Source organism: Streptomyces sp. NPDC005962 (assembly GCF_040629205.1).
In the GTDB taxonomy this organism is placed as follows: Bacteria; Actinomycetota; Actinomycetes; order Streptomycetales; family Streptomycetaceae; genus Streptomyces.
The window spans coordinates 1-14,176 of sequence record NZ_JBEXVE010000026.1 but is presented as its reverse complement, the minus strand read 5'-3'; the positions used below and the strand labels follow the sequence as shown (position 1 = coordinate 14,176).

At 70.4% G+C, this 14,176-nt stretch carries 15 protein-coding genes; 10 read left to right on the top strand and 5 right to left on the bottom strand.

The window, feature by feature from the left end; translation table 11 throughout:
• Positions 1-17: 17 nt before the first annotated feature.
• A complete protein-coding gene (locus ABZ370_RS32720; RefSeq protein ID WP_358628181.1) occupies positions 18-1,154 on the top strand; it encodes a hypothetical protein in 1,137 nt (378 codons plus the stop codon).
• Between the two features lie 39 nt (positions 1,155-1,193).
• On the opposite strand, the gene ABZ370_RS32715 is transcribed toward ABZ370_RS32720, so the two are convergent.
• Positions 1,194-2,330, bottom strand: coding sequence for a substrate-binding domain-containing protein (locus tag ABZ370_RS32715; RefSeq protein WP_358628178.1), 1,137 nt, complete (start codon positions 2,328-2,330; stop codon positions 1,194-1,196).
• 330 nt (positions 2,331-2,660) lie between these two features.
• On the opposite strand from ABZ370_RS32715, the gene ABZ370_RS32710 reads away from it, so the two are divergent.
• The 4 genes from ABZ370_RS32710 (at position 2,661) to ABZ370_RS32695 (ending at position 6,938) form a co-directional block, all read left to right on the top strand.
• Positions 2,661-5,339: an ATP-binding protein gene (locus ABZ370_RS32710; protein WP_358628175.1), complete on the top strand. Its 2,679-nt coding sequence runs from the start codon at positions 2,661-2,663 to the stop codon at positions 5,337-5,339.
• The gene (locus tag ABZ370_RS32705) at positions 5,320-5,793 is read left to right on the top strand and encodes a roadblock/LC7 domain-containing protein (RefSeq protein ID WP_358628172.1); all 474 of its coding nucleotides are present in this window, start codon (positions 5,320-5,322) and stop codon (positions 5,791-5,793) included. Before ABZ370_RS32710 ends, ABZ370_RS32705 begins: the two co-directional genes overlap by 20 nt.
• Positions 5,794-5,878: 85 nt before the next feature.
• A complete protein-coding gene (locus ABZ370_RS32700; RefSeq protein WP_358628511.1) occupies positions 5,879-6,370 on the top strand; it encodes a DUF742 domain-containing protein in 492 nt (163 codons plus the stop codon).
• A complete protein-coding gene (locus ABZ370_RS32695) occupies positions 6,318-6,938 on the top strand; it encodes an ATP/GTP-binding protein (protein ID WP_358628169.1) in 621 nt (206 codons plus the stop codon). The genes ABZ370_RS32700 and ABZ370_RS32695 overlap by 53 nt, the downstream gene beginning before the upstream one ends.
• A 32-nt stretch (positions 6,939-6,970) precedes the next feature.
• Here ABZ370_RS32695 and ABZ370_RS32690 read toward each other — a convergent pair whose 3' ends face one another.
• Together ABZ370_RS32690 and ABZ370_RS32685 are read right to left on the bottom strand one after the other, a co-directional pair.
• Positions 6,971-8,203: an FAD-dependent monooxygenase gene (locus tag ABZ370_RS32690; RefSeq protein WP_358628166.1), complete on the bottom strand. Its 1,233-nt coding sequence runs from the start codon at positions 8,201-8,203 to the stop codon at positions 6,971-6,973.
• A complete protein-coding gene (locus tag ABZ370_RS32685; protein WP_358628164.1) occupies positions 8,200-9,597 on the bottom strand; it encodes an MFS transporter in 1,398 nt (465 codons plus the stop codon). The genes ABZ370_RS32690 and ABZ370_RS32685 overlap by 4 nt, the downstream gene beginning before the upstream one ends.
• 76 nt (positions 9,598-9,673) lie before the next feature.
• Between ABZ370_RS32685 and ABZ370_RS32680 the strand changes: the two genes are divergently transcribed.
• Genes ABZ370_RS32680 through ABZ370_RS32670 form a run of 3 tightly spaced genes read left to right on the top strand, consistent with a single transcriptional unit; the run spans position 9,674 to position 11,515 of the window.
• Entirely contained in the window at positions 9,674-10,321 is a 648-nt protein-coding gene (locus ABZ370_RS32680) for a TetR/AcrR family transcriptional regulator (protein WP_358628161.1), read from the top strand.
• Between the two features lie 21 nt (positions 10,322-10,342).
• Positions 10,343-10,966 carry an ankyrin repeat domain-containing protein gene (locus ABZ370_RS32675; RefSeq protein ID WP_358628508.1) on the top strand — a complete coding sequence of 208 codons (624 nt, stop codon included), beginning with the start codon at positions 10,343-10,345 and terminating at the stop codon, positions 10,964-10,966.
• A gap of 48 nt (positions 10,967-11,014) precedes the next feature.
• Positions 11,015-11,515: a DUF3515 domain-containing protein gene (locus ABZ370_RS32670; RefSeq protein WP_358628505.1), complete on the top strand. Its 501-nt coding sequence runs from the start codon at positions 11,015-11,017 to the stop codon at positions 11,513-11,515.
• Positions 11,516-11,627: 112 nt separating this feature from the next.
• Here ABZ370_RS32670 and ABZ370_RS32665 read toward each other — a convergent pair whose 3' ends face one another.
• Together ABZ370_RS32665 and ABZ370_RS32660 are read right to left on the bottom strand one after the other, a co-directional pair.
• A complete protein-coding gene (locus tag ABZ370_RS32665; protein ID WP_358628158.1) occupies positions 11,628-12,251 on the bottom strand; it encodes an NAD(P)-binding domain-containing protein in 624 nt (207 codons plus the stop codon).
• Between the two features lie 32 nt (positions 12,252-12,283).
• The gene (locus tag ABZ370_RS32660) at positions 12,284-13,018 is read right to left on the bottom strand and encodes an SDR family oxidoreductase (RefSeq protein WP_358628155.1); all 735 of its coding nucleotides are present in this window, start codon (positions 13,016-13,018) and stop codon (positions 12,284-12,286) included.
• Between the two features lie 144 nt (positions 13,019-13,162).
• On the opposite strand from ABZ370_RS32660, the gene ABZ370_RS32655 reads away from it, so the two are divergent.
• Positions 13,163-13,774, top strand: coding sequence for a helix-turn-helix domain-containing protein (locus ABZ370_RS32655; RefSeq protein ID WP_358628152.1), 612 nt, complete (start codon positions 13,163-13,165; stop codon positions 13,772-13,774).
• Positions 13,771-14,016 carry a hypothetical protein gene (locus ABZ370_RS32650; protein WP_358628149.1) on the top strand — a complete coding sequence of 82 codons (246 nt, stop codon included), beginning with the start codon at positions 13,771-13,773 and terminating at the stop codon, positions 14,014-14,016. Before ABZ370_RS32655 ends, ABZ370_RS32650 begins: the two co-directional genes overlap by 4 nt.
• Positions 14,017-14,176 lie beyond the last annotated feature (160 nt).

Below are 14,176 nucleotides of genomic sequence, written 5' to 3'. Positions count from 1 at the left end.
AGGGTAGGATTCAATTGATGCTCCGCCGAACGGCCTCCGGGGCCGCTCTCGTTCTGGTCTCGCTCCTGACACCGGCGCTGGCCTCCTGCGGATCGCCGCAGACCGCGGCCGACCGCGAGACGAGATACACCCGGGTCATCGAGGACGAGACGCCGCGCGCCCGCGACGTCATCGACGTCGCCGGAGCCCCGTACAAGGCCCTGCGCAGCGATGACGGCTCCATGCTGCTGCGCTACAACGCCACCTCCGTGGAGGACGACGAAGGCCCCGCCGCCAACGCCTGGCGGCTGTACGGCCCGGACGGCGGCATCGTCGCCGAGCACGCGGAGCACATGGTGGCGGAAGACGAAACGGATGATCCGGGCCCCTTCTACGCGGTGCCGGACGGCTTCGTCTTCCTCCCCTCCGTCAAGGACGGGTTCTTCCTCGACGTACGGGGCGAACGGCACGCCGTGCGGTCGTCGAAGAAGCCCCTCGCCTTCGGGCGCGGTGATGTGCTGGTCGACGGCAGGAAAAAGCTGCTGCGGACCTCGACCCACACCGTGGCGCCCGCGACGGGTGTGCCCACGACCCGGGACCTCACCTTCACCGACTTCGACGAGCGGGGCACCGCCTGGGGAGTCCGGCAGCCGGAGGGTTCCGAGCCGTACCGGGTGACGCGCCGGGAGGACGGCCGCCCCCAGCGGTCGCAGGAGCTCCCGGACCGGCTTCTGGGCGAGGACATCGACGCCCATGGCGGCACCGCGGCCGTCCCCCTGGAGAAGCCCATCGGCCGGGACGACACCCTCTTCTCCGGGCTCTTCGTGACGACGGACGACGGGAAGAGCTGGCGGACACTGCGCAATTCGGACCAACTGCCGCTGAACGAGTTCAAGCCGGGCCTCAGCGAGATCGAGGTGCGGGTGCTCGATGACGGCCGCGTCCTCGTCGAGGGCGACGACGCGACCCCCCTGGTCGCCGACACCCCCGCCAACCGTTCCTTCCACAAGATCACCGAGCCCGCCGACCTCACCTCGGTCTTCCCTCTCGGGAACACCCTCTACGGCATCGCCGACTCCGGCATCCCCAGCTACGACCACATCGACGGCGAGGGGCTGTGGCGGTCACAGGACGGCGGGCGCAGCTGGAACCGGTTCCCCGGCAAGGGCGACTGACGGGCTGTACGCGGTTGTACGCCGCTGTACGCGGCCGGTTCAATCGCCCCAGATCTGGCGGTACGCCTGCCGGTAGCCCTCGGAGTCCCACGACAGGGCGCCGCCGCTGTTGGCGGCGGTGGTGATGTGGACGGGGGCGACGTATCCGCTGGCTGGGCTGCCCGCGAAGGCGCGGTTGAACTCATCGACGATCTGCCAGCCCTGCTCGGACAGCGGCTCGGGCACGGTGGCGGACTGGTGCTGCCTGCTGTTGATGCGCTCGAAGGCCGACGGGTCGCCGTCACCGGCGCCGATGGTGTACGGGGCGCCCGCGCCGTCCTTGCCCGCGGCGCGCAGGGCGGGGGCGGTGTGGCCGAAGTACAGGTCGTTGATGGCGGCGGAGTACGTCCACTTGTCGCCGAAGCGGGACAGCAGCGAGCGGACCGCCCCGATGGCGCGGCGGTTGACGTCGGGTATGGGGATGTTCTGGTAGCTCAGCAGCTTGACGTCGGAGCAGGTGGCGAGCTGCTTCTTGATCAGGTCCGACTTGCGCTTCGCGAAGGGCACCGTGGCGTCGGTGAACAGGACGACGCCCGCGCGGCCGCCCGACCGGGCGATCATCCAGTCGGCGCTGATCTTCGCGACGTCCTCGACCCGGGAGGTGACGTTGGTGAAGAGTTCCGGCTTCTTACTGGGGCCGGGCGAGGGGGCGGCGTGCCAGCCGATCAGCTGAATGCCCGCGGCCCTGGCCTTCTCGGCCTCGTCCGCGACGGTTGCGGGGTCGAAGCCGCCGATGACGATGCCGTCCGGCTTGAGGTCAAGGGCCTTCTTGAAGGCGGACCGGATGCCGCTCGGCGTGCCCTGGCCGTTGATGGTGCGAGCGTTCCAGCCAAGCCGCTTGGCGGCTTCCTGGACACCCTGCGCGACCCCGGCGGGCCCGGGGTTGGTGATGGTGTGGGGGATGAAGACGATGCTCTTCCCGTGACGCGCCTTCGGCCCGGTCGTGGGGCCCTTCCACGGGGTGTCGACGTCCTCGGCCTTCGCGACCGCTCGCTTGGCCTTGGCGAGGGTGGCCGGGCAGCCGGGCTTCTCGGAGCGCGCGTGCGTGGCGGCGGTGCCGGAACCGGGCTCGCAGCCGGTGGTGGCCACGGCCAGGAACGCGGCGGCTGTCAGGACCGACTTGCGGGTGGCGTGCACGGGTCTCCTCGCGGGGCACAGAGAATTCGAGCCAGGGTGGAGGAGACAGGTTACGGGTGGCCACGCCCCGCGGGGCAGCCCCTGGGGCAAGCGGGAGGCGACGGGACGGTGGCCCAAACCTGACAACCGTGGATCTTCGGTAACCGTTGCCGGTGGATGTCTTGCATGCCCGCGCACAGCCGGTAATGTTCACCGCCGGTTGGACGTGTGGCGCAAACTAGTCGCTCGCATGCGGGCGCGGTCGTCGCCGGCGTCACGCTCCCCGGTCGTCGGCGGTCGGCAACAACGACACCTCGGTCACCGCTCAGGAGCACATCGAAGGAGGCCCGGGTGTCTGTGGACACAGAGAACCCGCCACGCGAACCGGACTCGTCCGGGCGCGCCCCGCGGGAGCCCTGGTTCCGTCGGAAAGCGGACGCCCTGCTGCGCACGGAAGCCCTCCTCGACCGGTGGCCGTTCCGGCGGAAGCTCAACGTCCTGGTGGCCGTGCCCGTCGTGGTCGTCGGTGTGCTGCTGGGCGTCGGCGCGTACGGCGAGGTGGGGCAGGCACAGGACGCCGACCGGACCGCGCAACTGGTGCGCGACAGCGAGCAGGTCACGCGGCTGATCAACGACATCCAGGCCGAGCAGCGGCAGGCGCTGCTGCTGGCGGTGGAGCAGGAGGTGGCCCGGCCCGGCGCCGACCTGCCGTCGACCGTGGACTACCGCCAGATGCAGCGGGCCACCGACGGTCAGGTCACCGCCGTGCGTACCGCGTTCGGCGCGGGGCTGACGAAGGACGAGCGGCGGGCCCTGGACTACGTCCACGGCCTCGGTGTGCTGCGGGACAAGGTCGAGCGGGGCTCGGTCACCGCCGCCGGTATCGACCCCGCGTACGCCAACGCGGTCGGCTATCTGATCGACGGCATCGGCCTCGACCGCCTCTCCGGCTCCTCGTCGTCCTCGGTGGTCGAGCTGCTGGACACGGTGCTGCGCGCCGACGCCGCCCACGCGGCCTTCGAGAGCGGGGTGTTCTCGGCCCAGACCCGGGACGCCAACGCGCTCACCGAGTACACCCGCGCGGCCGGTGCCCACCGGATCTACGAAGAGCAGACGGAACGTTTCGGCAGAATCGCCGCCCCCGACCAGGTCCTGCGGCTGAGCGGCATCGAGCGGAGTGCCGAGGAGTACGGCTTCGACGCCAAGTTCGCGGAGCTGCAGATCGACCCCAGTTCCCTCCAGGGCCAGTCACCGGAGGCGCTGCGCAAAGCGATCGACGCGGGCACCGGGCAGGCCGCCACTCGCCTCGACATCACCCGCACGCTGACCGACCAGATCGCCGACCGCGCCGACAGCCTCTCCCAGGACGCCCTGCACAAGGCGGTGGCCCTGCTCGGCCTCGCCGTCCTCGGCTTCGCCGCCTGGCTCGGCTTCTCCGTCCTGGTCCGCCGCTCGGTCGTACGCCCCCTGGCGGCCCTGACCGGCGCCGCCCACCAGGTCGTCGAGGTGGCGGGGGAGGAACTCGCCCGCGTCGAGGACGACGAGTCGCCCGACAGCACCCCGCTGCGGCCGCGGCCCATCCCGGTACCGGTGCGCGACGAGATCGGCGGCCTGGCCGAGGCGTTCAACCAGGTCCAAATCACCGCCGCGGCGCTGCTGGAGCGGCAGGTGCTCAGCCGCCGCAACGTCGGCGAGATGTTCGGCAACGTCGGACGCCGGGTCAGCAACCTCACCACCCGCCAGCTCACGCTGATCGACGCCGTCGAACGCGAGGAGACCGCGCCCGACGTCCTGGAGCGGCTCTACCGCATCGACCACATCGCCGTACGCCTCCAGCGCAACGCCGACAGCCTGATGCTGCTCGCCGGAATCCGGGAAGCCGAGCTGGACGCCCAGCCGACCGCCCTCGCCAACGTCATCCGGGCGAGCCTCGGCCGCATCGAGGGCTTCCAGCGGGTCTCGCTGCGCTCGGAGACCGTGGTCACCGTCGCGCCCGACATCATCGGCGACCTGACGCTGATGGTCGCCGAACTGCTGGAGAACGCGGTCGCGTTCTCCCCGTCCGACACCCCCGTCGAGGTCGTCGTCCGGCCCGGCACCGACATCACCGCGGACGGCGGCGCGCTGATCGAGGTCATCGACCACGGCCTGGGCATGGGCGCCGAACGCCTCGAAGAGGAGAACGCCCGGCTCATCCGCCGCGAACGGCTCGACCTCGTCCCCACCAAGGTGCTCGGCCTCTTCGTCGTCGGAAGCCTCGCCCGGCGCTGGGGCATCCGGGTCGCCCTGAGCCGTACGCCCGGCGGCGGCGTCACCGCCACCGTGTGGATTCCCGACCCGCTGCTGATGGCGACGAACCCCGGGGACGCCGCTCCCGCGCCGTCGCCGGTGGTCACGGAGCTGGCCCGCACCCCGGCGCAGCCGTCCGGGCGTTCGCCTTCCGGCTCGTCCTCGCCCTCGTCCCCGTCCTCGTCCGCACCGGCCCGTGCCACGCCGCTGCCCGTACGGAAACCCGCCACGGCGCCCGAACGCCGCTCGGCGCCCCCGGCGGAACCCGGTGGCCTGCCCCGGCGCATCCCGCACCGCAAGGGCGCGGACTCCCCGGAGACCACGGCCGCCGAGACGCCAACACCCGCCGAGCAGCCCCGATCTGCCACGCGGACTCCCTCTGCCACGCGGACCCTTTCCGCCACGCAGACCCCCTCCGCCGCACCGGAACCATCCCCCGCCCCGAAGTCGTCGTCCACCGCGGAGAAGCCGTCCGCCGCGTCCGCCTCCCGCCCGCTGCGACGGCGGGTACGGGGTGCGACGCTCGACAAGACCACGCCCCCGGCCGACCGGGGCACCGGGGAAGTCCGCGCGCCCGTGGACGCCGATGCCGTCCGGTCCGAACTCGACGAGTTCGAGGCCGCCGTACGCAGGGCACAGCAGGACAGTGCCACTGACAGCGCCACCACCCCTACCGAACCCACGCCATTGCCGCATCAGCAACCCCGGAAGGAGTCGGGCAGTGACCACGCCGACAGGTAAGAGTGGTTCCGCTGGGCAGGAACCCACCGATCTGCGAGCAGCCGCGGCCGACTTCACCTGGCTGCTCGACCGGTTCGCCACCCACACCGCCGGTGTCGTCGACGCCATCGCCGTGTCCTCCGACGGGCTGCTGATCGCCGTATCGGAGCTGCGCGAACAGGCCGACTCCGAACGGCTCGCCGCGATCGTCTCCGGCGTCACGAGCCTTGCCGCCGGTGCCTCCGGCAACTACGGCCTGGGCGGCCTCAACAAGGTCATCATCGACCTGGAGGGCGGCCATGTGCTGGTGTCGGCCATCGGCTGCGGCGCCGTCCTCGGCGTGGTGACGTCGAAGGAGGCGAAGCTGGGCAACATCGCCTACGAGATGACCCTCTTCGCCAACCGGGCCGGGGCCGCGCTCACCCCCCAGCTCGTGCTGGAGCTGAAGAAGAGCGCCGGCGCCTCCATCATCTGACGCATGCGGGCACTCAGAAGGGGGGCGTGTGATGGACACCGGTGAACCAGAGCCGCACGAGACGGACGAGACGGACGACGCGGCCATGGACACGAGCCCGGACCCGGCCTCACCGGAACCCGGCCCCGAACCGGAACTCGGACCCGGACCGGAACCGGAAGCAGAACCGCAACCGGAAGCAGAACCGCAACCGGCCGCCCGCGCCTCCGCGATCCGGCCGTTCCTGCTCACCGCGGGCCGGGTGGCGGGCGGCGGCGGCACCACGCCCCCGCTCCCGGTCGAGGCCCAGGTCGTGGCGACGTCGGACGGGCTCTCCGCCCTGCGCGCGCTCACCTTCGAACACCACGACATCGTCGCCGCCTGCCGACGTCCGCAGTCGGTGGCGGAACTGTCCGCCCGCCTCCGGCTGCACCTCAACGTGGTCCGGGTCCTGGCGGAGGACCTGTGCACCGCCGGACACCTGGCCGTGCACGTGCCGGACGCCAGGACAGTCCAGGACATCTCCGTACTGCGAAGGGTTATCGATGGTCTCCGGTCCGTCCCCGACTCACGGGGCACACTCCGCGACAGCAGCTGAGCCCGAACGACCTCCGCTGCCGGTCAAACTGGTCATCGCGGGCGGCTTCGGAGTCGGCAAGACCACGGCGGTGGGCGCCATCTCCGAGATCCGCCCGCTGACCACGGAGGCCGCCATCACGGAGGTCGCGGCGGGGGTCGACGACCTCACCCACACCCCCGGGAAGACCACCACGACGGTCGCCCTGGACTTCGGCGTCATCACCATCGACCCGACCCTCAAGCTGTACCTGTTCGGCACGCCGGGCCAGGACCGGTTCGGCTTCATGTGGGACGACGTGGTCGAAGGCGCCCTCGGTGGCCTCGTCATCGTCGACACCCGCCGCCTGGACGACTGCTACGCGGCCGTCGACTACTTCGAGCACAAGGACATCCCCTTCGCCGTCGCGGTCAACGCCTTCGACGGCGAGATCCAGCACGACCTGGACGAGGTCCGCTGGGCGCTGGACGTCTCCGAGCACATCCCGCTGACCGTCTTCGACGCCCGCGAGACGGTCTCGGTGCGCGACGCGCTGCTGGTCGTCCTCAACGTGGCCCTCGACCGGGCCAAAGCCGCCGAACCGGCCTGACCCCGGGGCCCCGCGTATGCCCGTGCGCGGGCTCACCTCATGGGCGTGCCTTCGGGCAGGCCTTCGGGCGTGAATTCGGGCAGGGTGAGGGCCGAATGAGCCGATCGTCCCTCCCCGGAAGTGGGGGGCATGGCGCTGAGGTTGCGCAGCATCTCATTGCGCCACTCCAGGGCCCGGGCGGTGGTCGGGAAGAGCGTGGCGTCGCCCTCGCCGACCTGGTCCTGGTTCAGGGTCACGAACTCGCGGGTGTGGTCTTCGTAGGCGGCGAAGCCCGCGGCGTGGTCCCGGTCGGCCAGCGAACCGGCGAGCATGTACGCGCCGACGAGCGCGAGGCTGGAGCCCTGCCCGGTGAGGAACGAGGGCGCGTACGCGGCGTCGCCCACCAGCGCGACCCTGCCGCTGGACCAGCGGGGCATGCGGATCTGGCTGACCCCGTCGAAGAACAGGTCGTCCGCGTCGCGCAGGGCGGCGAGCATGCCCGGGACCTCCCATCCCGCGTCGGCGAAGACCTCGGCGACCAGGTCCCGTTGGGCATCCGGGTTCCGGAACGCGCCGAACGGCGGTTCCGGGCGGGCGAAGTTCAGGAAGGCGTGCACGTCGTCGTTGTCCCCCACGGCGTAGAGCGCCGCGGCCCTGCCCGGGGTGTTCCACATCATGAGCTCGTGGGAGAGCCCGAAGGTGTTGCGCATGGTGAACCCGGCGAAGCAGTAGCCGAGGTACCGGTGGAACTGCTCTTCGGGGCCGAAGAGGAACTCGCGGGTACGTGAGTGGAGACCGTCCGCGCCGACCACCATGTCGAACGTGCGCGTGCCGCCCCCGCGAAAGGTGACGTCGACCCCGTGGCCGGACGTCTGGTCGAGGGTGTCGATGGAGTCGTCGAACAAGAACTCCACGTCGTCACGGACCGCCGCGTGGAGAGCACTGGCCAGATCCCCGCGCCGTACCTCCAAGTCCCGTCCCGCGACACCGCCGGTGAGGGCGTGCGGGTCGACCGAGGCCACCTTGCCGCCGTCCCCGTCGAGGAAGGTCAGTCGGCGCAGGTCGATGTGCGCGTCCCGCAGCCGCGGCAGGATTCCCATCCTCCGGACGACATCGAGTGCCGTGCCGCGCACGTCGATGGGGTACCCACCGCCACGCAGCGCGCTCGCCTTCTCGACGACCGTGACCGCGAACCCGTAGCGGTTCAGCCAGAACGCGAGGGCGGGCCCCGCGATGCTGGCCCCCGATATCAGGACCGAGCGTCTCGACGGACTGATGTGGGTCATTCCTTGACTCCTTTACTCATGGTGCGGGTGACGAGCAGGGACAGCGATGTGACGACGGCGGCTATGACGAAGCCGGTGACGAAGGCCGATTCGGCCGGGACATCCGACCCGGAAGGGGTCGCGGCGGTGAGCATGGCCCCACTGACCTGCGCCCCCACGGCGAAGCCGAGCACGCGCGTCACCAGGACCAGGCTGGTGGCGATGCCGGTGTCGCCTTGATCGACGGAGGTGGCGGTGCCGGTCACCATCGCCGTCACGCACAGGCCGTTGGCCAGCGCGATGAACATCTTGCCGAGGACGAGGTGCCAGACCTCGGTGTGCACGGCCGCAAGGGCGAGCAGGGCGGCGGCCATCATGACGACCCCGGCGGTGACCACGGCACGCGAGCCGAACCGCCGTGCCCCGATCCCACCGATCGGCCCGGCCAGCGACGCGGCCACGGCGCCGGGCAGCAGGAAGAAGCCGATCGCGGTGGCGCTGGCCCCGAATCCGTACGCGTCGGTGGGCACCGCCAACAGCTGCGGGACGAGATAGACCGCGAACGAGGTCCCGACGCAGATCACGAACGTCAGCACACACGACTTCCACACCGCGGGCCGTGCCAGCATGTTCAGATCGACCATCGGCGAGGCCGCACGGCGCTCGACGGCGATCCATCCGGTCACGAAGGCGGCCAGCACCACGACGAGGGCGCCGAGTACGAGTGGCTGCGAGCCGAGGTCGGGCGCCAGGGCGAGCACGAGCATGAGCGTGACCAGCGTCCCGCTCAGGAGGGCCAGGCCGGGCCAGTCGACCCCGGTGTCGTCCGGCCGCCCCGGCGGATCATGCGGCATCAGCCTGTTCACCAGCAGGGTGGACCCGATGACCGCGAACGTCGGCAGCGCGAACATCCAGTGCCGGGACAGCTGTTCCGCCACGGGCCCGGCGGCCAGCGTTCCGGCCATCCCGCCGCCCACGAACATTCCGCTGACCACCCCGATGGCCACCTTCGACTCTCCCTCGGGGAGGTGTTTGCGCACCACGATGAACGACAGGGGCAGCGCGCCCACCATCGCCCCCTGCAGCACCTGACCGAGCAGCAGCACCGGCAGGTTCGGTGCCAGGGAGGACACCAGGCCACCGGCCGAGACCACGGCCATCAGCCGGATCAGGACCCGTTTTCCGCCGTAGCGGTCGCCGAACTTGCCCGCGACCGGTGTGATGAGCGCGCCGGTGATGAGCAGCATGATGCTGAGTAACGCCCCTTCGGCGGGGCTCATGTCCAGCTCGCGCTGGAGGAGCGGGAGCGTCGGCGTCACCACCGACTCCAGGGCACCGGTGGCGACTGCCAGCATGCCGAGGGCGGCGACAGCGGCCTTCCCGATGCGGACCGAGGGAATCAGAGTTGCGGTCATGGAGACGTCCTTTCCGTCCGGGTCAGTATTACACTACACCGTGCAGTGTAGGTAGAAAGACGGCTACGATGTCCCCATGCCGACCACGAACACGCCGCCCACGAAGACACTGCGCGAGGGGTCCACGCGGAAGCGGGCCGCCATCCTCTCGGCGGCCCGGGAACTGTTCCTCGCCGACGGCTTCGACCGGTCCAGCGTCGACGCGGTCGCCGCCAGGGCCGAGGTGTCCAAGCGGACGGTCTACGACTACTTCGGTGACAAGCAGACGCTGCTGAAAGCAGTCGTCGACGCCGTCGGCCAGTCACTGATCACCACGATCCGGCGCACCCTCGACGACACCCTCACCGGCCTCACCGAGACTGCCGATCTTGAGGACGCCCTGGTCACGTTCTCGATGCGCATCTCGACCGACATGCTCGACTCGGCGGAGTACGCGACGCTGCAACGACTGGTCCGCGCGGAATCCGGCCACCTGCCGCACCGGGGCTACAACTCCATGGCCAACACCCCCGACGAGGCACTCGCCGAGCGGTTCGCCGCCTTCGCCGCGGCCGGGCTGCTCGACGTCCCCGACCCCCGTCTCGCGGCCGACCAGTTCATCGCGCTGACCTTCGGCGTCGCCCTGGACCGGCTCGGCTCCGCGAACGCCGCGGAGGACACCCGCGTCCGGCCACTCGTCGTCGAGGGAGTCCGGACCTTCCTCCGCGCCTACCGGACCACGTAGGCGCGTGCTGACGTGACCAGGATGGAGTGGGACGGCATAGCCGACCGCGAACGCCTCAGCCAGTGGTACCGGAAGGAGCGGGACCGCTTCTCGGACACGGCCCGGGACGCCGACTGGAGCGGGCTGTTCAAGGAGCTGGAGAAGCGGCCGGGGTGGGTCAACTTCCCCCGGCCCGGGCGCCGCAGCGGTTTCACCCCACTGCACCAGGCGGCCTGGCACGGCGCCGAGTTCCCCGTCGTCTCCCGGCTGATCGCCCACGGCGCCTGGCGCACCCAGCGCGCCCTGGACGGGCGGCGAGCTGTGGATGTCGCGCGGGACCGGGGGCATACGCATCTCCTGGAGCTCCTGGAACCGGTCGCGGTGCGGCGCCTCCCGTCCCCTCCCGAGATGCTGGAACACCACTTCCACGCACTACTGCGGGAGACGGCGGGCAGCTGCTTCGAGCAGATCGAACACCTGCTGCCGCCGCTGGTCCCCCTCACGGAGGGACCGGCCGTGGAGATCGCCTTCAAGGTGGGCGGCATGCTGGGCGGCTTCACCTACCGCCTCGGGGAGGACGACCTGCGTGTGCGCTTCCACTGGCGGATGTACTCCGAGGAGGCCGATCACTACCGGGTGACCCCTGAAGGCCGGACCGGGTCGTAACGGTAGGGTGCGAGCCAGAGTGTCGATGGGATGAGTTAAGTGGGTCCGATGCGGTTCAGATCATGGAGTAAAAGGGCCCGCCTTATCGCCGGGGTGTGCGTCGCGGCGGGAATCGCGGCCGCGGTCACCTCGTATTTCCTCTTCTTTTCGAAGGTTTCCGTGGAACCCGGCCCCTTTGCCGACAATCCGCGATGCGCGGACGTCATTTCCCGGGCCCCCGAAACCGTCCTCCACAGGCAGCGCGACAAGGTCACCGGCGACGCCGTCGCCGCCTGGGGCGACGGCTCCGTCACGCTGCGCTGCGGCGTCACCGTACCGAGGCCGACGACCAACCTCTGCGTAACCGTCAACGGCGTCGACTGGGTCCTGGACGAGAAACGCGCACAGGACGGTGTGCAGGTCCTCACGACATACGGCCGCGACCCCGCCGTCGAAGTAACCGTCGACGGCGACGGCCCCAAGGGCGGAGACGCGGCGGTCGACCTGAACCGAGCGGTCCGGGGAATTCCCCAGAAGTCGAAATGCCTGGCATTGGGCGACACGCTCTGAGCGGATTCAACGACTGACGAGCAGCCCGTCCGGATACGTGCAGGACCGCTACCCCACCGACTCGCCACGGGCTCACTTGGCGAGTCCTTTCGGTGATCCGTCAACCGTTTACTCAGACGGGAAGTTCGGTGATGCCGAGGGCGAAGTCCAAGTTCCCCACCCCGTGGTTGGCGAGGCCCACCGTGACCACGCCCGCTCCTTCCAGCCAGTGCGCCATTTTCAGGCCGCCGACGTCCAGCGGGCGCAGCCCGAGGCTCTCGATGAACGCCTCCACACTTGCCTTGGCCTGCGCATTGTCACCAGCGATGAAGACATCGGGCCGCCCCTTCTCCAGGACATGGCGGAAGACGGTGTTGAACGCCTTCACCACGCCGGCGCTGGCCGGGGCCGCCTTGGCGACTTCCTGCGCGATCGAGGTCTCCTCGCGGTGGGCCAGCCCGTCGAACGTGGAGTTGAAGGGATTGCTGATGTCGACGATGACCTTGCCCGCGAGAGCGTCTCCGTACTGGGCGACGACCGGCACGACGCCGTCGTACAACAGGGCCACGATGACGATGTCCCCGGCCGGGGCGGTGCCCCAATCTCCCGTCGTGGCGCCGCCGCCGAGAGCCTTGGCCAGGTCAGCGGCCTTGGACTGATCGCGGCCCATGACCTCGACGGTGTTGCCGCCCGCTATCGCCCGCGCGCCGATGGTGCGGGCCATGTTCCCGGTGCCGATGATGCTGATGTTGCTCATGAGATGTCCTGCCCTGGTTGTGGTTGTTCGGTTCAGATGGCGGTGGTGCCGCCGTCGGCGACGAGTTCCATGCCGTTGACGTAGCTGGAGTCGTCGGAGGCGAGGAAGAGGGCGGCGGTGGCGATTTCGTCGGGGCGGCCCATCTGGCCGCGGGGGATGAGGGACTCGAACTGGCGCTTGGTGGCCTCGTCGAAGAGTTCTTCCTGCTTGGCGGTGGCGACCTGGCCGGGGGTCAGGACGTTGACGCGGATGTGGCGGTCCTTGAGCTCGTTGAGCCAGACGCGGGCCCATGCCTGCTGGACGGCCTTGCTGCCGGCGTAGACGCTCCAGCCGGGGAAGGCGCCGAGGGAGGCGTTGGAGCCGGTCATGAGGATGGAGCCGCCGTCGTTGAAGAGCGGAAGGGCCTTCTGGACGGTGAACAGGGTGCCGCGGGCGTTGAGGTGGAACGCGGCGTCGAAGTGGGCCTCGGTGATCTCGCCGAGCGGGGCGGGCTCGCCCCCGCCTGCGCTGGCCCACAGCACGTCGAGGCTTCCCTTCTCCCGCTTGACGGTGTCGTACAGGCGGTCCAGGTCGTCCAGGTCGGCGGCGTCGCCCTGGACGCCGGTGACGTTGCGGCCGATCTGCTTCACGGCCTCGTCCAGGGCGTCCTGGCGGCGGCCGGTGATGAAGACGTGCGCTCCCTCGTCGACGAACAGCTTCGCGCCTGCCAGCGCCATGCCGGTGGTGCCGCCGGTGATGACCGCGACCTTGCCGTCGAGCTTTCCCATAGTCATTCCCTTAGGTCGGTGGGGCCGTGTGTACCTGGGGTGACGGCATTATGTACACCGTCCTGTGTGCTTACGGTACTGGGCGGGCGGCCGGGGCGCAAACTATGTACACCGGTCGTTACCTAGCTGCGGTACGATGGACCCATGACGGAGTTGGAGAAGGGCCCCACGGGCCGCCGCCGCGGCCGGGGCGCCCGCGAGCGCATCATCAGCGCGTCCCAGCAGCTGTTCCGCGAGCAGGGCATCAACCGCACCGGCATGGACCAGCTTTGCGCGGCGGCCCAGGTGTCCAAGCGCACGGCCTACCAGCACTTCACCGGCAAGGACGAACTCGTCGCCGAGTACCTGCGCCGGTTCGACCCCTCCGTTCTGTCCGGCGTGTTCGACCGCACCGACCTCACGCCCCGCGAACGGCTCCTCGCCGCCTTCGACATCCCCCCCACCACCCCCCTGTGCCCCTACATCGCCACCGCCGTCGAACTCCACGACCCCCAGCACCCCGCATCCCAGCACGCGTGCGACTACAAGAAAGCCGTCGCCGCGCGGCTCGCCGACACCGCCCGCGAAGCCGGCGCCGCCGACCCTGCACAGCTCGGCGAGCAGCTCGCGCTGCTCATCGACGGCGCCGCGGCCCGCACCCGGGTCCTCAACGCCGACGCCTTCCCCACCGCCGCCGCCATCGCCGCCGTCCTCATCGACAACGCCATCCCCGCCACAGTCGGCGATGACCGGCGACGGGAGGAAGTGTCGAGTTGACGTGGCACTCCGCGGCCGGGCCGGACACGCTGCCGGTCGCGCGGCTGCACCCGCTCGTACGCGACACCAGCAGCCCGGCGCCTGGCCCGGACCTGCAGGCTTTTACGGAACTGGCCGCCCGCCTGCTGAAGGCCGCAGCAGAAGCCGCCGGGGAGACCGGCGACCCCCGAAGGCTTCAGGAGTTCGAGGCCGTCATCCCGGCCCAGGGCGCTGACGCGCCGCCGGTTCGAACAGACGGCTGATCACATAAGTCCGTACGCGGTGGCACATGAAGAACTCGTACGCAGCTGGGAGGTTCTGAAGGTGCGGGTGGCCCGCCGGCGACGCCGCCCTGCTGGCGTCAGAGCAGCGACGATGACGCACCGGTTCTCAGGGCCCGGGCCTGGAACGCCGTTGGCAGCG

Excerpts from the sequence above, each read along its gene's own strand:
- ABZ370_RS32720 (WP_358628181.1), top strand. The coding sequence starts at position 18 with ATGCTCCGCCGAACGGCCTCCGGGGCCGCTCTCGTTCTGGTCTCGCTC.
- ABZ370_RS32700 (WP_358628511.1), top strand. The coding sequence starts at position 5,879 with ATGGACACGAGCCCGGACCCGGCCTCACCGGAACCCGGCCCCGAACCG.
- ABZ370_RS32695 (WP_358628169.1), top strand. The coding sequence starts at position 6,318 with ATGGTCTCCGGTCCGTCCCCGACTCACGGGGCACACTCCGCGACAGCA.
- ABZ370_RS32690 (WP_358628166.1), bottom strand. The coding sequence starts at position 8,203 with ATGACCCACATCAGTCCGTCGAGACGCTCGGTCCTGATATCGGGGGCC.
- ABZ370_RS32685 (WP_358628164.1), bottom strand. The coding sequence starts at position 9,597 with ATGACCGCAACTCTGATTCCCTCGGTCCGCATCGGGAAGGCCGCTGTC.
- ABZ370_RS32680 (WP_358628161.1), top strand. The coding sequence starts at position 9,674 with ATGCCGACCACGAACACGCCGCCCACGAAGACACTGCGCGAGGGGTCC.
- ABZ370_RS32675 (WP_358628508.1), top strand. The coding sequence starts at position 10,343 with ATGGAGTGGGACGGCATAGCCGACCGCGAACGCCTCAGCCAGTGGTAC.
- ABZ370_RS32670 (WP_358628505.1), top strand. The coding sequence starts at position 11,015 with ATGCGGTTCAGATCATGGAGTAAAAGGGCCCGCCTTATCGCCGGGGTG.
- ABZ370_RS32665 (WP_358628158.1), bottom strand. The coding sequence starts at position 12,251 with ATGAGCAACATCAGCATCATCGGCACCGGGAACATGGCCCGCACCATC.
- ABZ370_RS32660 (WP_358628155.1), bottom strand. The coding sequence starts at position 13,018 with ATGGGAAAGCTCGACGGCAAGGTCGCGGTCATCACCGGCGGCACCACC.
- ABZ370_RS32655 (WP_358628152.1), top strand. The coding sequence starts at position 13,163 with ATGACGGAGTTGGAGAAGGGCCCCACGGGCCGCCGCCGCGGCCGGGGC.